General features: G+C 49.7%; 21 protein-coding genes and 2 pseudogenes. 13 read left to right on the top strand and 10 right to left on the bottom strand.

Going from position 1 to position 21,690, the window contains the following annotated elements:
- Window positions 1-64: 64 nt before the first annotated feature.
- Together HRU77_08750 and HRU77_08745 are read right to left on the bottom strand one after the other, a co-directional pair.
- Window positions 65-625, bottom strand: a complete 561-nt coding sequence (locus HRU77_08750; GenBank protein ID QOJ20776.1) for a hypothetical protein — start codon at window positions 623-625, stop codon at window positions 65-67.
- A 66-nt stretch (window positions 626-691) separates the two neighbouring features.
- On the bottom strand, window positions 692-1,492 hold the full coding sequence (locus HRU77_08745) for a lipo-like protein (protein QOJ20775.1): 801 nt from the start codon (window positions 1,490-1,492) through the stop codon (window positions 692-694).
- A gap of 187 nt (window positions 1,493-1,679) precedes the next feature.
- Here HRU77_08745 and HRU77_08740 point away from each other — a divergent pair.
- Window positions 1,680-2,128 (top strand): annotated as a pseudogene (locus HRU77_08740) (two pore domain potassium channel family protein).
- An 87-nt stretch (window positions 2,129-2,215) separates the two neighbouring features.
- Here the strand turns inward: HRU77_08740 and HRU77_08735 are convergent.
- Window positions 2,216-3,262: a hypothetical protein gene (locus tag HRU77_08735; GenBank protein ID QOJ20774.1), complete on the bottom strand. Its 1,047-nt coding sequence runs from the start codon at window positions 3,260-3,262 to the stop codon at window positions 2,216-2,218.
- A 176-nt stretch (window positions 3,263-3,438) separates the two neighbouring features.
- Between HRU77_08735 and HRU77_08730 the strand changes: the two genes are divergently transcribed.
- The 5 genes from HRU77_08730 to HRU77_08710 all read left to right on the top strand — a co-directional run bounded on the left by HRU77_08730 (window position 3,439) and on the right by HRU77_08710 (window position 7,017).
- On the top strand, window positions 3,439-4,362 hold the full coding sequence (locus HRU77_08730) for a histone deacetylase family protein (protein ID QOJ20773.1): 924 nt from the start codon (window positions 3,439-3,441) through the stop codon (window positions 4,360-4,362).
- 135 nt (window positions 4,363-4,497) lie between these two features.
- Complete coding sequence (locus tag HRU77_08725; GenBank protein QOJ20772.1) at window positions 4,498-5,217, top strand: cytochrome c4; 720 nt, start codon at window positions 4,498-4,500, stop codon at window positions 5,215-5,217.
- Window positions 5,214-6,488, top strand: coding sequence for a cytochrome c (locus HRU77_08720; GenBank protein ID QOJ20771.1), 1,275 nt, complete (start codon window positions 5,214-5,216; stop codon window positions 6,486-6,488). The genes HRU77_08725 and HRU77_08720 overlap by 4 nt, the downstream gene beginning before the upstream one ends.
- A gap of 139 nt (window positions 6,489-6,627) precedes the next feature.
- Complete coding sequence (locus HRU77_08715; GenBank protein QOJ20770.1) at window positions 6,628-6,810, top strand: hypothetical protein; 183 nt, start codon at window positions 6,628-6,630, stop codon at window positions 6,808-6,810.
- Between the two features lie 45 nt (window positions 6,811-6,855).
- A complete protein-coding gene (locus HRU77_08710; protein QOJ20769.1) occupies window positions 6,856-7,017 on the top strand; it encodes a hypothetical protein in 162 nt (53 codons plus the stop codon).
- A 396-nt stretch (window positions 7,018-7,413) separates the two neighbouring features.
- On the opposite strand, the gene HRU77_08705 is transcribed toward HRU77_08710, so the two are convergent.
- Together HRU77_08705 and HRU77_08700 are read right to left on the bottom strand one after the other, a co-directional pair.
- Complete coding sequence (locus HRU77_08705; protein QOJ20768.1) at window positions 7,414-8,007, bottom strand: PEP-CTERM sorting domain-containing protein; 594 nt, start codon at window positions 8,005-8,007, stop codon at window positions 7,414-7,416.
- A gap of 50 nt (window positions 8,008-8,057) precedes the next feature.
- A complete protein-coding gene (locus tag HRU77_08700) occupies window positions 8,058-8,735 on the bottom strand; it encodes an IS1595 family transposase (GenBank protein ID QOJ20767.1) in 678 nt (225 codons plus the stop codon).
- Window positions 8,736-8,993: 258 nt separating this feature from the next.
- Here HRU77_08700 and HRU77_08695 point away from each other — a divergent pair, with 258 nt between their 5' ends.
- The 4 genes and pseudogenes from HRU77_08695 (at window position 8,994) to HRU77_08680 (ending at window position 12,512) form a co-directional block, all read left to right on the top strand.
- Window positions 8,994-9,578 (top strand): hypothetical protein, encoded by a 585-nt coding sequence (locus HRU77_08695; protein QOJ20766.1) that lies wholly within the window; start codon window positions 8,994-8,996, stop codon window positions 9,576-9,578.
- 95 nt (window positions 9,579-9,673) lie between these two features.
- Window positions 9,674-10,993, top strand: a complete 1,320-nt coding sequence (locus HRU77_08690; protein QOJ20765.1) for a hypothetical protein — start codon at window positions 9,674-9,676, stop codon at window positions 10,991-10,993.
- A gap of 150 nt (window positions 10,994-11,143) precedes the next feature.
- A pseudogene (locus HRU77_08685) lies at window positions 11,144-11,676 on the top strand (transposase).
- 218 nt (window positions 11,677-11,894) lie between these two features.
- On the top strand, window positions 11,895-12,512 hold the full coding sequence (locus HRU77_08680) for a YqhA family protein (protein ID QOJ20764.1): 618 nt from the start codon (window positions 11,895-11,897) through the stop codon (window positions 12,510-12,512).
- An 18-nt stretch (window positions 12,513-12,530) separates the two neighbouring features.
- On the opposite strand, the gene HRU77_08675 is transcribed toward HRU77_08680, so the two are convergent.
- Complete coding sequence (locus tag HRU77_08675; GenBank protein ID QOJ20763.1) at window positions 12,531-13,034, bottom strand: CinA family protein; 504 nt, start codon at window positions 13,032-13,034, stop codon at window positions 12,531-12,533.
- Window positions 13,035-13,229: 195 nt separating this feature from the next.
- On the opposite strand from HRU77_08675, the gene HRU77_08670 reads away from it, so the two are divergent.
- Window positions 13,230-13,742 (top strand): hypothetical protein, encoded by a 513-nt coding sequence (locus HRU77_08670; GenBank protein QOJ20762.1) that lies wholly within the window; start codon window positions 13,230-13,232, stop codon window positions 13,740-13,742.
- A 9-nt stretch (window positions 13,743-13,751) separates the two neighbouring features.
- On the opposite strand, the gene HRU77_08665 is transcribed toward HRU77_08670, so the two are convergent.
- From HRU77_08665 to HRU77_08650, 4 genes are all read right to left on the bottom strand, one after another.
- Entirely contained in the window at window positions 13,752-14,567 is an 816-nt protein-coding gene (locus HRU77_08665) for an alpha/beta hydrolase (GenBank protein QOJ20761.1), read from the bottom strand.
- Window positions 14,568-14,569: 2 nt separating this feature from the next.
- Window positions 14,570-15,091, bottom strand: a complete 522-nt coding sequence (locus HRU77_08660; protein ID QOJ20760.1) for a DUF2141 domain-containing protein — start codon at window positions 15,089-15,091, stop codon at window positions 14,570-14,572.
- Window positions 15,092-15,154: 63 nt separating this feature from the next.
- Window positions 15,155-18,364, bottom strand: coding sequence for a DUF748 domain-containing protein (locus HRU77_08655; protein QOJ20759.1), 3,210 nt, complete (start codon window positions 18,362-18,364; stop codon window positions 15,155-15,157).
- Window positions 18,365-18,686: 322 nt separating this feature from the next.
- A complete protein-coding gene (locus HRU77_08650) occupies window positions 18,687-19,151 on the bottom strand; it encodes an FKBP-type peptidyl-prolyl cis-trans isomerase (GenBank protein ID QOJ20758.1) in 465 nt (154 codons plus the stop codon).
- A 151-nt stretch (window positions 19,152-19,302) separates the two neighbouring features.
- Here HRU77_08650 and HRU77_08645 point away from each other — a divergent pair, with 151 nt between their 5' ends.
- The gene (locus tag HRU77_08645) at window positions 19,303-19,779 is read left to right on the top strand and encodes a YbaN family protein (GenBank protein ID QOJ20757.1); all 477 of its coding nucleotides are present in this window, start codon (window positions 19,303-19,305) and stop codon (window positions 19,777-19,779) included.
- Window positions 19,780-20,087: 308 nt separating this feature from the next.
- Window positions 20,088-21,605, top strand: coding sequence for a PAS domain-containing protein (locus HRU77_08640; protein QOJ20756.1), 1,518 nt, complete (start codon window positions 20,088-20,090; stop codon window positions 21,603-21,605).
- Window positions 21,606-21,690: the final 85 nt, after the last annotated feature.

The raw sequence follows: 21,690 nt of genomic DNA, 5'->3' as shown, positions 1-21,690 counted from the left end.
AGCGTTGAAATCAGAGAAAAATTAACATCCCGCACATGCTGCGGGATGTTTAATGGTCTGTTTTTCAAAGTAGCGGCGTAACCCGCAAAATTGTCCGGTAATCCTGCTTTTTAATGACTGTCCCTGTGTCAAACACAGGGTAAGGCTGCACACCCAGCAATTCCAGTTTGTAACCAGAAAGTTCATGGACGATTGGATAAGAATTCGGCGAAGTCAGCGTGATCGTTTCAGAATGTTTTCCGGCACGTATGACATCGATTACCGTACTAACCTGCCCCGCCCAAATGCAAGCAAGACCCGTTGGGCAGCGGGAATCTTCGGTTACATCGGAAAACTGGAATTGCAGATCGGTGCTGCTGATTTTTGCTGTCTTACCCATAGCAAGTTTGAACGGAAGATTTAATTCGGCAATATCGGTCGGCGCATCGTCGCTATACTTCTGCACGAGAAACTTTCCGCTGTCAAAATCCAGATGTAACTCAACATCGTACAAAAGATTATTGTTGTCTACCATGATCTGCGGAATACGCACTATCCGTTCGGAGCTGGAGAAACTGGGCAATTCAGCCGCAACTGCGGCGCATGAAACAAAAAAAGCGCTGATTAAACCCAAAGCAAATTGCATAAATAATATTCGCGTGAGATTGGGCTCTCATTCATTTTTACTGAGCCAAGCACTTGTTCTTCATAACTACTCCTCAGATTCGCATCCGCACGCTTTGCCGTCTTGTCCGGGATCGCTCCAGGTCAGCGAGCGGTAGTCAAAACCGTTTTCGATCGTCGGTTTAATAATGTCAAAGTAGGGGGAAATATCGAAATCGCGCGGTGTAAACAAACTATAGTTGCGGATGTGGTAGATGTCCGCGTAGCAATCCGTGTGCATCGGATTATCCGACCAGGTGCGCTTAACCTCCGGTAAAATCGGATAGCGCATGGTTTCAAACGCCTGCGCGATCAATGTGGAACAGATGGCGCGTGTCGGATCGCCGCTGCCGAAAGCCAGCATGCGTCGACGCATTCTTCTGGGGACCGGAAGGGTAGGCAGCAGATAGCGTGCGAGATCAAAAATATGCTTGAGATCGTATTTCTGACCGATACGCGCGATGGCATAATCCACCACACGCCTACGGTCATCATCGCTCAAGCCGACCGGACGGCAAATCCGGGTATGCATTTGCGCGTATTGCGCCAGCGGGATGGCGCGCACACCCTCCTGTAAATCGGCTTCCACCAAAACCAAAGGCAATTCCCACGGCGCCACAGGAGGCAACGCATCGCCGATATACAGCGCCGCGTGCGACCAGGTCGATTGGGTAAGATATTTAATGGCGACGCTGATACGCGTATTCCCTTCCACCAGCAGCACGTCGCCAGGCTGCAAATATTGCGAAAGCTTTTCCTGACTGACGGTCGCAACTTGGATACTTTGCCGCACCGGTTTGGATAAAAATCCCGCCAATCCGCGACCAACAATTTCAGTGACCTGCCCCATAAATCCTTCCTTATGCTTGAAAAATCCGCATGCGTTTTATCAGCATCGCTGATATTCCGGTGACGCTATCAAATCATACCGCAATGCATGGAATAATAGCTGCCAGCAAGAATTTGCTGCAATAAAAAACGCCTTCTATTATAGGCATCCGCACTTTGTTTTGTGATGGGGAATTTCCCGGCGAACGATGAATGAACAAACTGCCTACTTAATGGCCTTGGTAATCTCCGGTGTCATCGTGACTGTTTGCGTCGTGTTGCACTATGAAGCTTTGCGTTTTTTAAGCCGCACGGTTGGCGTGCATGTGCATAAACGCATCGGCGTATTGGTGGTCATGCTGGGGTTGTTGCTTGCCCATATCGCGGAAATCAGCATTTTCGCCTTGGGCTACAAGGCCTTGCAAGTGTATGCCGAATTGGGTTGCATTGCCGGTTTAAACGAAAAAAATCTGTTTGAATTCATTTACTTTTCATCGGTGGTGTTCACCACCGTGGGATTTGGCGATTTGATTCCCATCGACCCCATCCGCGTGCTCACGGCTGCGGAGGGGTTGGTGGGTCTGGCGATGATCACCTCTGGTCGGCATCCTTCACTTTTCTGGCCATGCAGCGCTTATGGCCGCATCTGTTGAGCTAATCGGAACGCAACGCAAAGGACTGAAGCGCGATCCGATGACGCTTGCGGTTAAAGCCATCGTCATCGAGTCAATAACCAGGACTGCGGCTATTTCAACGTGTTCAGTTCCTGATTCAACTTGGATTTGCACTGCTCGCCCTTATTACCGATATCCAGCAAGCCGGAGGTGCGCATGCATTCGTTATACTCGAACAAAATCTCGTTCTTTCTCTGCGCAATCTCGAGCGAAGCCGATAGTTGCTTGACTTGCTGCGCGATATTTTTCAGATTCGTTTCCGATGCCGCGCCGACGCCTTCGATGCTTTCCTTGGTGGCATCCAGTTTTTTCAATGATACTTGATTGATTTTATTAACCTGCTCGGCGAAGGCGTGATTGGCTTTATTGGAATAATTTTTTAACTCATCGACATTTTGTTGCGTAATGCCAGCCAGTTTGGTCTGGTAGTTATTGAGTTCTCCCTGAACGAAGGTATTGATGCTCTCTTTAAAACCATCCAATGAGCTGTCGACTTCCTGTTTGAATCCGAGCATCTTTTTCTCAATCAATACCTTGACATCGTCATCCAGTTTTTTGACGATCGTGTCGGAAATTTTCTCAACTGGCGGACGTGAGTCGATGATTTCTGTTTTTGCTACCGCCAAGTTGGATTTAATATCGTCGGCGAGCGATTTTTGCTTACTGTCGATCTGGCTAAGCGCATGCTTTTCATTTTCCGCCACCAGCCAGGAAATCAGCACCAATTCCTTTTTCTTTTCCTGATTCAGGCCATGTATCATTTCATCCAGAATACTCGCCGCCGCGTCCTTATCCGCAATGCCTTTGGCATGCGACAAACTGGCCGAATCCAGAAAACCCTGCAAACTGCCTTGAATCTCCTTGATATTGGCATTTGCTTGCGCGGATACCAGCGACTGGCGGTAAAACTCGTACGGCAGATAAACCAGCGCGATGACGGCGCACACGATGGACGCCGCCGTTTTCCAGCGTTTGTGCTGGATATAAAAACTCAAGCCCAGAAATACCAAAGCCAGTAAAAAAACAGGCATCAGAATTTGCACAATCTCCAGCCAGCCTCTTTCTATCAGTGATTCAAACGAAGCAAACTTCAACAATTTGGTAAAAAACTCGCTCATCGACGACTCCCCATAGGACGAAAAAAGCAATCAAATGTAACCGCTATAATTCAAAGTAGCGATAATTTATCATGGTATAGCCGATTGATTGTATAAACTTTAGCTTTCGGCACGATCAGCGGATTTAGTGCGCATGACCGTGATCCATATTAAATTCGACGCCGCAGGAAATCACAGTGAAAACAGCCTACATCACCCATCCGGACTGTCTCAAACACGACATGGGCGCTTACCACCCGGAATGCCCGCAGCGGCTGGTTGCCATCGAAAATGAACTGAAAGCCGCCGGACTGTTGGAACAACTGCAACGCTACGATGCGCCACTGGCAACCACGGAACAATTGGCGCGCGTGCACACGCCGGATTACATCGAAAGCATCCGGCAAGCCTCACCTGCTGCCGGATTGATCGCTTTGGACGCCGACACCGCGATGAACCCCTTTTCGTTGAATGCGGCATTGCGCGCGGCGGGGGCGGTGGTGTTGGCAACCGATCTGGTGCTCAACGGTGAAGTGGATAACGCATTTTGCGCCGTCCGCCCGCCCGGCCATCACGCTGAATCGGATCGCGCCATGGGATTTTGCCTGTTCAACAACGTCGCGGTAGGGGTGGCGCACGCGATTGCGCAGCACCGGTTGCAACGCGTTGCAATCCTGGATTTTGACGTACACCACGGCAACGGCAGCGAGGAAATTTTCCGCGACAATCCGCAGGTCATGCTGTGTTCGACGTTTCAGCACCCCTTTTATCCCTACAGCGGCGCAAACAGCGCCACCGATCGCATGATCAACGTGCCGCTGCCGCGCGGCAGCAATGGCGGCGTATTCCGCCAGGCCGTCACTGATCACTGGCTACCGGCGCTCGACCGCTTCAAACCGGACATGATTTTCGTCTCCGCCGGATTCGACGCGCATCGCGACGACGACATGGCGCAACTGCAACTCGATGATGAAGACTATGTCTGGATCACACGGCAGATCAAAGCAATCGCTGGGAAATACTTACGTGGCCGCATCGTCTCGGCGCTGGAAGGCGGGTATGAATTGCAATCTCTGGGGCGGTGCGTAGCGGCGCATGTTCGCGTATTGGCAGCAGATTGAGTGAGATTAACCCGGTTTATCATCCGGTTGTTTGTATTACTGCGAGTGATATAAACTGCTACTCTGCAATTCTGTACGCCAGCTACTGGCGAAGAATTACCGGTATTTTAATTATTTTCATGAGTCCACGTGTCAATGAAGTTTTTTACTTTTATCTTGTTAGCGATGATTTCCGGCCTGGCAAGTGCTGCCGAACCGGCATCATCCGGAATACCCGATACCTTGGAAGAGCGGGTAAAACCCTGCATCATCTGCCATAGAGACGCCGATCTAATCGACCGGGATGCCTATTTCCCGCGCATCGCGGGCAAGCCGGCCGGTTATCTCTACAATCAGTTGCGTAATTTTCGCGATGGGCGGCGCTATTATCAGCCGATGGCCATTTTGCTCGAGAACATGTCGGACGAATACATGCGGGAAATCGCGGATTATTTTGCTTCGCAGCCTTACACATATCCACAGCCGGTAGTGCCTGCGCTGACATCGGCTGAAACAAAATCCGTGGAAACACTGGTGTATTCCGGTGACCCCGAGCGGGATCTACCGGCATGCAGCGCTTGCCATGGTGAAAAACTGATGGGCGTGCAACCGGCAATTCCCGGTCTGCTGGGCTTGCCGCATGCCTATCTGGCTGCGCAGTTCGGCGGCTGGCGCAATGGCGGGATCATGCGCGGTCAGATACCCGACTGCATGTCGGAAATAGCCAAAAAACTGACTCAGGAAGAAGTCAACGCGCTGGTGCTATGGTTGCCCGGACTGCCGGTATCGGGACAATCCGCCGGAGCGGACGCGCTTACCCCGGAACTGGCGCAGCGTTGCCGCACCATATTGTCCGGGCAGGAGGTGGCACGATGAGAAATTCAAGCAGAGCAGGATTTGCGGGCAAATGGCGGATCATCGCCTTTGTTGCCGGTAGTTTGCTGTCCCTGATACCAATGGCATCGGCCCAGATGCCGGCTGATTCCGGTGCGGAACAGATCCGGCACGGAGAGTATCTTGCCCGGGCAGGCAACTGCATGGGGTGCCATACCACGCGCGGCGGCGAACCTTATGCGGGCGGGCGCAAGCTGGATACGCCTTTCGGTCAATTCGTCACACCGAATATCACACCGGATAACGAAACCGGCATTGGCCGCTGGAACAGCGAGGATTTCTGGCAGGCGCTGCATTTCGGCAAGTCGAAGGACGGCCGCTATTTGTACCCGGCTTTTCCGTATACCGAATATACCAAGGTTACCCGGCAGGATGCCGATGCGATCTTTGCCTATTTGCGCTCACTGCCGCCTATCGCGCAGACCAATCCGCCGCACAAGATCAATTCACCTTACGATAATCAGGCGCTCCTGTTTCTTTGGCGGACGCGGTATTTCAATGAAGGCGTCTATCAGCCGGACAAATCGAAAAGCGATGAGTGGAACCGGGGTAATTATCTGGTTCAGGGGCTCGGACACTGTACCGCCTGCCATACCGCCCGGAATGTATGGGGAGCAAGCCGGGACGATAAGCTGAGCGGAGGTAAAATCATGGGTACCTACTGGTATGCGCCCTCTTTGATATCCCCGCGGGAAGCCGGAGTGAGCGAGTGGTCGGTCGAGGACATCACCCAACTGCTATCTACCGGGATAAACAGCCATGCTGTGACTTCCGGTCCTATGGCAACGATTGTCCGGCAAAGTCTTCAATATCTGTCGGACTACGATATCCGTTCGATGGCGGTTTATCTTCAATCCCTGGGCGAAAAGCGCGACAGCACCCCGCGAAAAGCCCGGACAATGCCGGAACAGGTACGCCAATATATAGCCCTCGGACAGGAGGTATATGAAAAACACTGTCAGGGTTGTCACGGCAAATCGGGAGAGGGCGTACCGGGAACTTACCCTCCGCTGGCGGGAAACCGGAACGTGACCATGAATCCCCCGCTGAACACCATCCGCAGCGTGCTGTATGGCGGATATCCGCCTGCCACAGCCGGCAATCCGAGACCCTACGGCATGCCACCCTATCAACATTTCATTCGCGATCCTGAAATTGCCCAAGTGGTGTCTTACATCCGGAATGCATGGGGAAATTACGGCAGTCTGGTGAGTCCGGAAGACGTCGATAACAGCCGGGGCAGCGAATTTTGAAGCGCTGCGGTTTTTCTGGAGGCTTTTTTGGTTTGAGTGGGTGTCAACACATATGTATTAGGATGCAGCAAAATTGCGCGTCCTGGAATTCCCTTCTGCTGAGATTATCTTTTTGGTAAATTAGGTTGAGCGGAGAAGAATGATGGCAATCAGCAAGCAAGACAGCCAAGCGCTAATCGACAAGATAAGGTCGCTGCCTACCGGCCGGATTGCGGAAGTCGAGGGTTTCGTCGATTTTTTTAAAATGCGGATGGAACAGCAAGCAACGGCACGCAAGATCAAGAAACCACTGTTTTTTCCTGTGATCAGCGTAAGCAAGTAGCCGGAGGGCTTGTGAGTCTACACCGCGAGGATATGTAAAGCGACAATGGCCGTTAAAGGCGCTGACAGCGCACTGTTCGTCGACGCCAGCACACTGGTGTATGCCAATGTGCTGGAAGCACCGCGCCATAAAAACGCCTTGGCTACTATCACGACTGCCTTTGAAGACGGACGGGAACTCTGGATTGGCCGCCAAGTGATCCGGTAGTATCTAGCCACCTTGACCCTGCCACAGGCCTTTGGCGCAGTGCCGAAACAAACAGTTTTGACCCAGTTAAGCTGGTTTCTGGAACAATTCAATGTGCAGATGACAACCGAGTGGTGACAGAAAAACTCCTGAACTTGCTGACGCACTACGAAACCGGCGGCAAAAAATCCACGACAACAATATCATCGCCACGATGCTAGCCTACGGTATTCAGGCCATCCTTACCCATAACACCAATAATTTTGAACGCTTTGGCGATATCGTCATAGTCGAAAGCATTTGCTAGCCCAGCTTCGCGGGCTCAGTTCAGCATGGAGAAAAGTCGGCAGGGATACATTCGTCGGAATACGGTTAACGCCGCTTCCGACTTACGGCCCTTATCGAGAAAAATCAGCGTCAAGCGTGAGGTAATTTTTTGCGGTTTACCGCAAAACCCAGTAATCCCAGACCCGCCAGCAACATCGCATAAGTCTCAGGCTCCGGAACGGCTGTCACCGTCGCCAAAATACTCCCCGAGTTATCACCATTGTTACTATCGAAATAGAATAAATTCAGCGTATTCTCAAGCGCGATGCTGGTATAGGAAGTGCCGATTGCAAAATAGTTACCACCGCTTCCCCATTGACCGACCAGCGTCCCATGAGGCGCTGACAAACCGCCCAAATTCAGCAAACCAAAATCCCCACCGATCAACGTTCCAACAGGAACGCCCGGATCGTCACCATTGGTATCCGGAAAACCCGTTGCAAATAATGGCCCCGCCAAACCATCGGCATTAGACCAGCGAGGCAGAGCACCGGCACTCCATAAATCCAGCGGATCCACGGAAACCGAGAATGAATTACCCGCGATTACCGATACCGAAGCCCCGCTACCGCCGCCAGTCGAATTTTCCAACGCTTTCACTTCGACGACAGTTGTAGCCGCTAATGCCTGTTGCATTGGCGCCGTGATTAAAACCGCGGCTAAAAATCCCATCCATTGTTTCATTTCTTCCCCCTTAATGTTCTTTCTTGATAATTTTTAAGGGTCTTAGGAAGTTAAAGCGGGTTTAAACGTAACAATTTAAGAATTTCATGATAGAGATTATCACGGCGATGATTAAAACGAAATTCGGTTTCTTTCAAGTGCAGGTAGAAAGTATGTTCGGGCACACCATTGAACTTGGCCAAACGTCTTTTAGCAAAACTCCAGAAAGACTCGATACCATTAATATGCCGCTCGCCACTGGCAAACTCATTGTCACCATGGTGAACCCTGAAGTGCTTATCAAAGCCGATATCGACCAATCCGTCATAACCACGCCATCCATCGGAATGGATTACGGTATCGGGCGCTACATGCCCACGGATAATGGCTTGCAATGTCGCTTTAGAGCAATCTGGAACAATCTCTGTATAAACTTTTCCTTGGCGTTTAAGCACACCAAAGACTATTGTTTTGCCATAAGCGCCCCGCCCCCTTTTACCCCTGACTCGCTGGGCACCAAAGTAAGACTCATCAACTTCTACAGAACCTTGCAGAGGGGATTCAAGTTCGCAATTCTGGGCAATTCGCTGTCGTATTTTAAGATAAATGGTATTGACGGATCGGATAGAAATGCCGGTCAATTGGGCTGTGTCAGTAGCAGTAAAATCCATCGAAAAACATCGAATAAGTTGCCTGAATTTTGCTTCTCTGATTCGAGAACGAAAATAGTATCTGTTTTTAGCATTCATCTCAGAAAGTTAGCACACTTTAGTAAGTGCTTAACTTCCTAAGACCCTTTTCATAAGATATACTCGAGGCTTAAGGGCTGGTTATACTTTTCATCGTGGCAGTGGATCTAAATCAATTCATTATAATGATGCCTAAACCGGGCAATTAACTTAAATTACAGAGGGATATCATGAATAGTGCCCTGTTAGATGTTATTTTTGACGTAATATATTGCGTCATTTCGGACGTATAATTCTAGTTAGCTGTCAGAGAGAAGAATGGAATATCTAGCCAGATTTGAAGAGATTGAGGGAGTGCTTTTTAGATTCGACACAAGAATCTATCTAAGCGCCTATGACCCAGTTGGTGATGGCAATTGTGTTGGCGCAATTATAGGAAAAAATCCAGGCTCAGCTATTCCAAACAAACTAAATGTGTTGGTTCCCCTTGAGTTAAATGGCGACAAAATGCTGCCGACAGTGAGAAACCGATTTATTGACGGGTACAAACTTGCCCATAAAGAAATTCCGTCAAATTCATTTGTTCGTGTATGGAATTTGTTCTATATCTGCGATCCTGATTTGAGTTCTGCATGTAACAAAGCTGGCAGCTTTAGCAAATTGCCAACTTGCGGCACTGAAAATGATGGTGCTCCTATCGTTTGGTATGGATGGGGTGGCTACGATGAGCGACTTAATTTGTTTAAGGAAAGGTTTATCTCTAGAGCGTGGCCTCAGCAGTTCTACTATGATCATGAAAATTCAGGGATTAATACCTGCCCTCCAACAATTCGGTCATTTGCAAAACACACTCAGGGCATGCCTTCAAAACCCGTTAATGAGCATTTAGCAAATGTCCTATAAAACAGCTAATAAGGCGCTCGTGTGGGACGCTGCGCCGCTGCGCGTCGCGCGCCCCACAGCTTGAGCGTTATGGGGAAATCCTGAGGAGCGAGTAAGTGCCGTATCAAACTGACGAGAGACTAAAAAGCTACCTGGACACCAATCAATTGCACCGGGAGCAGATGTGTCGAGCAATACTGTCAATTGATAAGCGCTTCTCGGATGTTCGTCCACGCCACCCGCGTGGAGGAAGAGACGGAGGAAGAGATATTGAGGCGCTATACCGAGATGAACAAGTAGCGTTTGGTGCGGCAGGCTTCGTCAATCAGGCGAATGACTCAGAGGAACAGAGGAAAGTCATCAAAGGAAAATTTCAAGACGATCTCGATAGCGCAGTATTCGCGGATAAAAAGCCAAGCGTCTTTATCTTCTTTACCAACATCAATCTGACGATTGGGGAAAAGGATGCTCTCATACATTCGGCGAAGAGCGCTGGGCTGTTGTTTTGCGAGATTCTTGACAGAGAGCGGCTAAGAATCGCACTTGATAGCCCAGATGGCTTCTGGATTAGATTTCAGTACCTGAATATCCCGTTGTCAGAAGAGGAACAAGCGAGCTTTTTTGCGCGTTGGGGTGACGATATCCAATCCGTCATTTCAACCGGGTTCCAGCGCATCGAAAGTTCGCTTGGTCGGATTATGTTTCTTCAGGAAGCAAGCGCTGCACTGACTCACCTTACCTTATCGTTCGAACTTGATGCGAAATACCCGGCCGAAGAAATCTGTCATTTCCGGCTATTTTGTTCCATGTATCTCAAAGAACCGAAGCACAACATTCTGTCTATTTTGTTTGGTTCCTCCGATAAGTCCAACAGAATGCGCACGGACCTGAATTTCTCCGCACAGCCAGCAGGGATAAAGTACGGCATCGGAAGTGGTCAGTGGGAACAGCACATTGATATTGATGCTGAGAAGAAGCGTGCCGAAGATGAGGAAGACAACGAGAAATATACACTGGTAGGCAGCGGCTCACGGATAGGAATGAACGATGTGGAATTTCTGTCTATCTCCTATAACAAAGACAGTTTCTTTCGGCTTACGCCTTGGGTTGCCTTGAGGGATCTCGATGACGCAATGTTTCTGCCATTCGCGAACAAGTCGCTCGCCGAAAAGATCAAGGCCATACACGTGTACTCAAACGGGTACAAACTGAAGGAAATAGGTAATGGCGAGTTCTACGTTGACAGAGAACAGACGAATCCACGTTTGCCGATAGTGTTCAGCGAGGGCGAACTCGCAGATCCATGGGTGAGAATTCGTCCAAAAACTGCCTCTGCGTTTCATCTTCGATTCTTTGAAGAGACTCCGGTGCGAATGTTCGTGCCGGAGCAAACAAAAGATAGCCTAGAAAGCAGAAGGCGCATAACAAAGCGATGAACTCGGACGCCTTTTTCGCTCGCTCCGCTCGCGAAACCGGTGCCGGTTATCGCAATCGTTAGAAGAATTAACCACATAGCCCGGTAGGATGTGCCGACTGCAAGGAGGCGCATCGATCAAGAATCGTTTGAAAACAGGAAAACAAACGCAATGACGGAATACCGGCGTGCCTATGTCCCTGGAGGCTCCTGGTTTTTTACGGTCAATCTTGCCGAGCGCAAGAACAACCGCCTGTTAGTCGAAAAAATCGATTTACTGCGCAGCGCATTTGAATACACCCAACAGCGCCACCCTTTTCGCATGGATGCGGTCGTTATTTTGCCTGATCATATACATTGCATCTGGACGCTACCACAGGATGATGCGGATTTTTCAACCCGGTGGAATCTGTTGAAAGGCTATTTTTCCCGTCGCATTGCAACAGGAGAGAGAGTTTCTGCCAGCCGGAAATCGCGCTGGGAAAGAGGGCTATGGCAACGCCGGTTCTGGGAGCATCTTTTGCGTGACCAAAATGATTTTAGCCGGCATGCCGATTATATTCATTGGAATCCCGTTAAACACGGCTGGGCAAAGAGGGTCAGCGATATTGACCTTATTCCAGCTTTCATCGTTATGTCGAACGAGGCGTCTATCCCGAGCATTGGGGAAATGATGAAGGCTATGATATCGAAGGGTTGGAATGATAGGTTCGATGCGCCTCCTTGCGATCGGCACATCCTACCGGGCTAAATAATCTGTTCCAACTACCAAGCTAGTAAAACCGATCACCTATTGGCAGTTCCAGGCTATTGAATTTATGACTTGCAACGCCAAATTCCCGGTGCAATTTTTATAAAAAAGCCGGATATTTTCAACCGCCGCTGTGCTATTCTTGCGGCATTTTTTTACAGCATAAGAAGATATGGAACAAAAAGATAACTCACGGAAAACATCGGCGCGGGGAATTCCCGCCATTGCGCATTTTCTTTTCTTCACCCGCTGGTTGCAATTGCCTTTATATCTGGGATTGGTGTTGGCGCAGTGTGTGTATGTGTTTCACTTTTGGGTTGAGTTGACCGATCTGATCGGCGCCGTGATGGGAAACAAAAATGCATTGGAACATATCCTCGATACCGTTACGATCAAGGGTGCGGATAGACCCGCCAAGCTGACCGAAACGGCCATCATGCTCGTCGTGCTGGGATTGATCGACGTGGTGATGATTTCGAATCTGCTGATCATGGTCATTATCGGCGGGTATGAGACTTTCGTCTCACGCATGAATCTGGAAGGACACCCGGATCAGCCGGAGTGGTTGTCGCATGTCAATGCGTCCGTGCTGAAAGTCAAATTGGCCACGGCGATCATCGGGATTTCATCGATCCATTTGCTGAAAACATTCATCAATGCCAGCGCGTACGACGAAAAAACGCTGCTGGCGCAAACCGGTATTCACGTGGCGTTTTTGCTTTCGGCCATCGCTATTGCCTACTGCGACCGCATTATTACGCAAACCAGCCAGCAGTCAGGCGAACACTGATTTTAATCGTTGGCGGTTTCAGGCTGTGGCTGCTGCATGGCTCAACATGGTCAGTACGCCTTCTAAGGCTGTAACTACCGCCTGGCGGCGGATGGTTTCGCGGCCTCCGGTAAAGTAATGGGTTTCTTGTTGCACTAAACCATCCTGAGCCGCCCAGGCGAAGCACACCATGCCAACTGGTTTTTCAGCCGTGCCGCCGTCCGGACCGGCGATTCCGGTGATCGATACGCTGATCTGCGCATGGCTGCAGTTGAGCGCACCGATCGCCATTTCCTGCGCGGTTTGCGGCGAGACGGCGCCATACCGGTCCAAGGTGGCTTGCTGCACGCCGAGCATTTCGCATTTGGCGGTGTTGCTGTACGTGATGTAACCGCGCTCGTACCAAGCCGAGCTGCCGGACACCGCCGTGACTGCCTGACCCACCCAGCCGCCAGTGCACGATTCCGCCGTTACCAGCATCCAGCCGCGTTGAATAAGACTTTGCCCTACTTTTGCTGCCAAGTCGTATGTGGATTGATCCATATCAGAAATATTCAGATCTAGTGGATGTGATTTGCAGCATTATAGGAGAACTGAATTGTTTTTAGGTATTGGATTTTTCTTTTACTTTCTTATGACGAGTCAGTACTATTCAGTCAAAAAAGCATTTCTGAATAGGTAAAGCGGTGAAAAAGTCGCTTCATTTTCAATCATGATTTTTATGCAATAGAGGTGTGCATGCGAAATTTCTTACTGGCAGTGATGATTTCAGTTATTCCAGCAACGGTATTGGCGAGCGATATAGGAGTTACTATCAGTATCGGCCAGCCCGGTTTTTATGGCCAGATCACCTTGGGTAATCAGTATCCCGTGCCGCGATTACTTTATCCGAATCCTGTTCTGGCCATGCCGCCCGCAGTCGCTGTGCAACAACAGCCGATATATCTTTATGTGCCGCCGGGTCATGCTAAGCGATGGGATAAATACTGTCACCGTTACAATGCCTGCTATCAACCGGTCTATTTTGTAGAAAAAGACTGGTACAACAACGTCTACGTGCCGCATTATCACAGTCAGGGCGGTTATCCCGGCGGCTACCATGATGACGGGCGGCATTACGATGATGACGATCGGGCTAAACGACGCGACCATGATCGCCATCCCGGGCGCGGCAACGGCAGAAACCATGACAGGGATGATCATGGCGATCATGGCAAAAAAGGACATGACAGGGGTAACCGGAAGGATTGATGGCAAAAACTACTTCAGATGGTTGTCCATAAAAGCGCCTAATGTTTTTTTCCAGACCGGCTGCATAAAAATGAAACCGGTATTGTGACTGCCCTCCAGCATCAGAAATTGTTTCGGTTCAGGCGCTGCCTGAAATAATCGCTGGCCATGCCGGAACGGAACGATGTCATCCTCCGGGCTGTGTGCGATGAAAACCGGACACGATACCGCTTGCAGCGATGCCAGCGTGTTGTATTCAAAACGGCTGATCCAGCGCACCGGCAGGAATGGATAGATTTCCGCTCCCAGCTCGGGAACGGAGGTAAAAGCGGACGCCAGTACCAGCAAACCGGGCTTTTCGCGCGCCGCCAGCCAGCTTGCCACTGCGCCGCCGAGCGATTCGCCGAACAAAACGATCCGCGCAGGCGCGATATTTTGGGTTGTGGTCAAATATTGCCAGGCCGCCAGCGCATCCTGATACATGCCGGATTCCGACGGTGTGCCGCTGCTTTGGCCGTAGCCGCGGTAATCGAACAGCAGCACGCTGTATCCGAGCCGCTTGAACATCGTCAGGTAGTTGATGCGGTGGGAAATGTTGCCGGCATTGCCGTGAAAAAACAGCACCGCGCCTTTGGCATCCGGTACGGGCATCCACCAGCCGTGTAGCGTTTCACCGTCGCTGACCGGGATGCTGACGTTGGCGTAAGCCAAACCGATTGCGCCCGGCGTGTTGCTAAGTTGTTTTTCCGGGAAGTAAACCAAGCGCGCTTGACCGAAATACACCAGCAGGACGAAAACCAAGTAGACGGCACATAACGCCATCGACACATTGATCAGCGTTTGCACGGTTATTGTTTGAGCGGTTGCTGCAGATCGATGACGATATCGGCGCCCAGCTTGCCGGTGGTAAACGCGGAATCGCTGAACTTGGGAAAGCCGGTCTGTTGTTTAGGATTGTTAGATAGGCCGAAAGGCTCTTCGGGCAGCAAATTCCAGCGTTTTTTCAATTTGCGGTTAGCGTCGATGTCGTGATAAACCGCCACGGCGTAAGTGCCCGGCTGTTCAAGATTCATGCAGACTTTTTGCTGGCCATCCGCCGCCGGAATGCGGACCTTGCGCTTGCGCCCTTTTTTGAATAGGAAATTGTCCGGATCGTCGTATAGTTCAACATTCAAAACGCCGCCGGCTTTCATATTGTTCACCGTTACTCGGACCTGAGCGCTGCGCGCGTTGCAGGCATCGGGCGCTTCTTGCGGGCGGATATTCAGTGTCTCGTCGGCATGCGCTGCTATCGGGCTTAACAAGCTCAGTGCCAGCAGCAACAGCGGCCAGGTCAATTTTCCAGGAAGTAAGGATTTCATATTGTTCATTGAATCAGGGTGTGTGTCATATGTGTATCAAGGCTGTTCTGAACGGCAAGAAAGTGCAGTCGCCTATTTCAACGAAAACTCCGCTTTGCTGCCTATCTTCTTGCCGCTATCCTCGTTCTCATGGGCACCCACGACAAAAATGCGTTCACCGGAGATCCCGCCGTTCTCAACTAGCCAATTGCGCGCCGCAGTAGCTCGGTTTTCCGCCAATGCCTGCAAGTCGCTGTCAGTAATTGCGGTATGTGTCAGCATGAGCTGTTCCATTTCCGCATCGGGAATGCTCTTGGTCAATCCCACGGCATTCTTAGGTTTCTCAAAAGATTCTTTTTTGTACGCGATTTCAAGGTACTTGCTGTATTCCTTCGGGGTCAGCGTGATGTTGGCCAGCGTGCCGCTGGCGATGCCCTTTTTGGTTTCTTCGGCGATCTTTTGCGCTTTTACCTTGCGTTGCAGCATGGCTTGCTTCAATCCTTCGTAATCGGTCTCCGGATCGATATGGCCGGAAATTTCTAATTTCAGTGACGGGCGGTCGGCCAAAATACCGGCTAAGGCTTTTAAGCGCGCCGCTGAATCGGCTTCGATTTCGGCAAAACCGGGCGCGAAGGAAATCTCGGATAATTCTTCGCCGCCTTCAAATACCGAACCCAGCAATGCGAAAGGCGATGTGATCGCCTTGGAGATCATATTGATAAACGCGTTAAAGACGATATCGCCGAGATTGAAGTCGGGGTCGTCGATCGATCCTTTGAGCGGAAGATGAAGGTTGATTTCGCCGCGGCGATTTTTCAGCAGCGTAATGGCAAGATCGAGCGGGAGCGATACCGCATCTTCGCTCTCGACTTTCTCACCGAGCGTGAATTGGTCGAGAAAGATTTTGTTGTCCGCCGTCAATGCGCCATTCTCGATCTGGTAATTCACATCGGCCGAGAGTTTTCCCTTTTCAATTTCATAGCCGACGTATTTGCCGGAATAAGGGCTGAATGGCGGCAGATCGATGTCTTTAACCTGCGCCATGATGTCCATCAGCAGTTGCGAGCTGAACGGATCGATCGTACCGTGGATATGCAAAGGCGCGGTTTTGCCGACCATACCGCGAATGTCGATTTTTCCCGATTTGCCGGGATAGAGCGGGCCGATTTGCCCGGTTAACGCGGTCAGATTGGCGCGGTAATTCGGCTTAATGAAACGGTCGTTGAAATTGATATTGCCTTGTTGCAAGTAAATCTTGGCGATATGCACCGGCGTTTCGCCTTTTGCCCCGGCTGCGCCGTGCTCCTTGGATTCCACTGCGGCAACCGCTGCGGCCGGCGGTGCCGGTTTTTCGGTTTGAATGATTTGCTTCAGATTAAGACTGCCGTCCGGCAGGATGGTCATGCGCGCAAAGAAATCACTCAAATACAACGCGCCGATATCCACATGCAGCGGATCGTTACTGAAGTTGAAACGGTTGATATCGAGTTTTTTCCAGTGCAACAGGTCGTAGGCATTTTTGCTGTCGAAGATATTGAAGTTGGCCAGCTTGCCATCGCCGTTTACCTGAATTTTCAATGGCTCGCCGCCGGCTTTGATGTTTCCGGCGAAAGAAATGTCGCCGCTGGTGAGTAACGCAGTCAGTTTGTCGCCCAACCAGCCTTGCAGCGACACCAGATCAACCGCAGTCAAGTCCAGCAGCAAATCTGCCGCCAGCGGCGACCACGCCAGCGCGCCGCTGGCTTTGATACTGCCATGTTGATTGACTCGTCCTTGCATGGTGAGCTGTAATGGCTTTATGCCATTCAGATCGATGTCGTCCAGCGTCAAGTCGAGCGAATCGACAATCATCGGCGTGACTTTGGTCATCGACAGGTCTTCGTAGCGTAGCTTGGCGGCTTTGAGTTGGATACTCTTAAGCTGCGGTGTCCAAGGTTTTTCGGTAGCATCCGGCTTGTTTTTATTGTTGGTGTCCTCAACAGCAACATCACGTTGTTCCGTTACTTTTTCGGTAATTTTAACCGGGCTGGCGGGGCGCGAAGGTTTGCGCGCCGGGATCGGGATATGCGCCACCACTTGCTGTTTGGTTTGTGCCGTTTGCGCAGGTGCACCTGCCGGACTAAAAAGCCGGGAAAGATCGAGATTACCTTGCGCATCGCGGCGCAGCGTCGTGCTGAAACCGTCCAGAGCGATTGTTCCCAAACCGATCTTCTGCGTCGCGGTATTGATGGTGATATCCGGGATCACCAATTTGGCAAACGATAGTGCCGGTTCTTTTTCGCCTTCGCGCGTCAACAATGCCTGGTCGATGTTCAGTTTGATGCGTGCGGGTTTTTGGTTGCCCAGGTCGACGTTGCTCAGCACGATATGCAACTTTTTCAGGCTGGTTTGATAAGGCGTGGCGACGGCATTATTTTTGAGCGCCAGTTGGCGTAGCGACGTGGTGCCGGTAATCGAAATTTCCGGCGCTTTGTCCGGTTCTTGCGTGAAATTAAGATTCAGGTCGCTGTCGTAAAAACCGGATAGCAGATGAGTACCTTCGGGTAGGGCTACATAGCGGTTATAGCGCGTTAAATCGGCGTTATCGAGCTTGATGGCCACGACCGCTTCCTGAGCGGCGGTGAAAAGACGCAATTTGCCGTCGATTGTGAGGGGCGCATCGTTGATTTTTGCACTGAAACGGGGCTCTATCCAGTTTTCTTGTGCGCTGTTGATATTGGCGGCGACGGGAATACTGAGATTGATTTCGCTGACGGTATGCCCGGTATTTTCGTATTGATCGATAAATTCGACACGGCCGCCCTGAATGGCGATATTGCTGATGGAAAACGGAGTGCCTTGATCGCTTGCAGTATTTTCCTTATCTGAAGGTTGCTGGAGCCGCTCCAGGATGTCGGAAATGTTCAGTTGATCTTTGTTCTTCCGCACCAAACGCATGTGCGGTTCCGACAGCGTGATCGATGTAACAACCGGGGCGCGGTGTTTCAGCGATTCGAAACTGACACCGATATGCAATGTGTTGAAGGAAAACAGTACCGGGCGCGCTTCCGCCGCGTCCGTTTTTTCGTCAATGCGAAATCCCTGCACGGTCAACTCAAGTGTGCGGGGTTTTAGTTCAATGGATGCCACGGTTACCGGGCGTTGCAGATATTCCGACAGGTGAATTTCGAGCTGGGATTTTGCATAACCGGGTAGCCAGAATGTGGCGAGCGCAATTAAGGCGGCAACCACAACTGCAATGACACCGAGCACAATGCTCAGGCGTTTGTAACGAAAGTGACGTTGCTGCGAGGTCGGAGTCATAAAGTACCCTGTCAATTTCTACAGCGGATTAGCGAATCTTAAGGCATTTTAGATGATGAGTGTGTTATTGATGACAAAATTTCAAAGGAAGCACTGAGAAATTACTGCGCTTGGCTCTGCTGCGTTGAAATCAAGTTCAAAATGATCATAATTCACGTGTGAGCTGCGATTTTCATCTTATTTCGCTTTGCCTGGCCGCTGCTCGCGCTACCTTTTCAATGCTTCCCTAACCGGGGAACAAATTGAGCTGTTTGGAAGCTTTTGCGAGCCAATCCGACAGCTCAATGTGTGAAATTTACTGCAACCTCAGATGAGCGGTCTCTTAATGATAGGCGCCCGCTTTCAGATTGATCAATTCAACTTCGAAAATCAAAGTCGCATCCGGTGGAATAATATTTCCAGCGCCGCGCGAACCGTAAGCCATCGATGGCGGAATAATCAAGGTGCGTTGTCCGCCGACTTTCATACCCTGGACACCCTGATCCCAGCCTTTGATCACACGCCCTGCGCCGAGCATGAAAGAGAAATATTCTTTACGATCATAAGAGCTGTCAAACTTTCTGCCTTTTTTGTCCGGCGCATTTTCATCATAGAGCCAACCGGTGTAATGCACATTAACGGTTTTTCCGATCTCTGCTTCTTCACCGCTACCGACTTTGGTGTCAATTTTCTGCAACGCCGGTCCATCGGCGGCGGCCATTTCTTGATAAGCAAAGCCAGCTTGTGGCAACATCACAAAGGTTAGCAGGATGAAACTTAAATGAAACAGTGTTTTCATAGTACGCATGTTTTCCTCGAGAAAAAAATTTAATCCGCTCAATTTTAATAATTAACGCCCGGGTATTATAACTGGTAACATCAATTCTTTTTATGGCTGACGGGTCTAATTCATTACTGAATTTTTATACTTAGCAACCAATTTTCCGGCAGTATCGAATATGTCTATATCTGATCATCGTGAAGCGGAACAAACTAAGCGGTCAGTTGCGGAACAGCAAATGGCCGATTTGTTATGTCTGCACGATTCGCCGCTGGTGCGCGTCATGTACCTGGGAGCCGGTTTTCTGGCATTGTTTTTGGCTGTCCTGGGCGCGGTGCTGCCGGTGTTGCCGACAACGCCTTTTATACTGCTGGCGGCAGCTTGTTTTGCCCGCGGCTCCGAACACTTTCATCGCAAATTGCTGGAGAACCGCATTGCCGGGCCTATCATTCGTGAATGGACTCTCTATCGCAGCATTCCACAGCGTATTAAGCGCTGGGTTTATTTTTTGATGACCTTGTCATTCGGCAGTTCTATTTGGATTATGCCGGAGCTTTGGCAGAAGGTCATGCTGGTCGTCATCGGTAGCATTCTTGCGGGTTATGTGTGGCGTATTCCTGTCAGAGAAGTTGAATCGTGCTCAATCAGTAAATGATGAAATAAAAATAACCGCTTCAAAATTCATTTTTTAAAAATAATTACGTCAGTAAATATTTCCTACAATTTTAATATTTTTAATATCAGAATTTGTTAATTATTCCAATAAGGGATATTGATTTTTCTGAATAAAATTAAAAAAATAAAATAAGTAAGATAATCTTTATTATAAAGAAATTTCCCTATCTCATTAATCTCAAAATGGATTTTAATTTTTTGAACATTATTACAAAAAATTAAAGTTATCTGAATTTTTGTCGTAAGAAAACTCCTACTTCTTATCAATCACTATAGTGAGTAAGCACAATGAGAGTTAATGAGCCGGTTACCCAACGTGATATGGGTATGAATAATGATTGTGTGATCATTTCGACCACCAATTTAAAGGGTATTCTCACATCCGCCAACGAAGATTTTATTCGAATGAGCGGTTTCAGTTGGGAAGAGCTCGAGAATAAGAATCACAATATCATCCGTCATCCCGATGTGCCGCCGGAAGCTTACGCGATGCTGTGGGAGGCGCTGAAAGCAGGTAATCCGTGGATGGGGATGGTAAAAAACCGTAACAAAAATGGCGATCATTATTGGGTGGATGCTTTCGCCAGTCCGCAATACGAAGACGGCAAAATTATCGGCTATCAGTCGGTTCGGGTAAAACCGGAAAAAATCTGGGTTGATCGTGCGGAAGCCTTGTACGCCAAGATAATGTCAAAAAAATCTCCCGATGATAAACGGCGTTCAAAACTGGATGCGGTTAAATTAACGCGATTCCCGATCAGCCTGTCCGGCAAAATCGCATTAGCGGTAACCGGTGTTTTTGCATTGCTTTTTTCGGGCTTGGCGCTGGCTGGGCAAATTTCATTGCTTTTTGCCTTATCGGGTTTTGCGGCCGGCAGTTTAATCAGTTCTGCGGTTATTCATCAGATGCTGAGCGCGCTGCGTGAGTTAGCGGCAAAATCAGAAAAAATCGCCAACGATCCGGTAGCACGCTATGTGTACACCGGAAGAAACGATGAACTCGGCCAATTGGAATATGCGCAAATATTCCAGACGGCGAAACTCCGCACTGCAATCGGTCGTGTCAAAGAGTCGTCTGAAGTATTGGAAAACGCCGCCGCTGAAATTGCAACGGGCAGCGTGGATCTGTCAGGCCGTACGGAAAATCAAGCTTCCAGTTTGGAGGAAACGGCATCCAGTATGGAAGAAATCACTTCCACCGTGCAGCAAAATGCCGATAACGCCAAGCAAGCCAATATTCTGGTTCTGGAAGCGCGGAAGCAAGCGGAAAAAAGTGGATCGGTGGTTTCCAGCACGATGCAAGCAATGTCGCAAATTAACGAAAGCAGCAAGAAAATTGCGGATATTACCAATGTCATCGATGAAATCGCTTTCCAGACCAATTTGCTGGCGTTGAATGCGGCAGTCGAAGCTGCCCGTGCCGGGGAACAAGGACGCGGTTTTGCCGTGGTGGCTAATGAAGTGCGCAGCCTGGCCGGCCGCAGCGCGGAATCGGCGAAACAAATCAAAGAGCTGATCAACGACAGCGTCGCCAAAGTGGAAAGCGGTACCGAGCTGGTGGGACAATCGGCAAATTCATTAAAAATGATCACCGAGAGCGTTAAGAAAATTTCCGATATTGTTGGTGAAATTTCCCAATCTTCTCAGGAACAAGCCAACGGAATCGAGCAGATTAACCAAGCCATCTCACAAATCGATGAAGTAACTCAGCAAAATGGACAGCTGGTTGAGAAATTATCATCATCCAGCCGTGCGATGACAGAAAAAGTTAAAATGATGTCCGGTCTGGCGGATCAGTTTAAATAAGAACGCCGCTAAGGTTGGAGCCATCAACAAGCCGGAATTAACGCGATGCCGATTCCGGCTTTTTTATTTCTCACGAAAATTAAAG

It is taken from the genome of Gammaproteobacteria bacterium (genome assembly GCA_015709615.1).
Lineage (GTDB): Bacteria > Pseudomonadota > Gammaproteobacteria > Burkholderiales > Nitrosomonadaceae > Nitrosomonas.
This window is presented reverse-complemented; position numbering and strand designations above follow the sequence as displayed.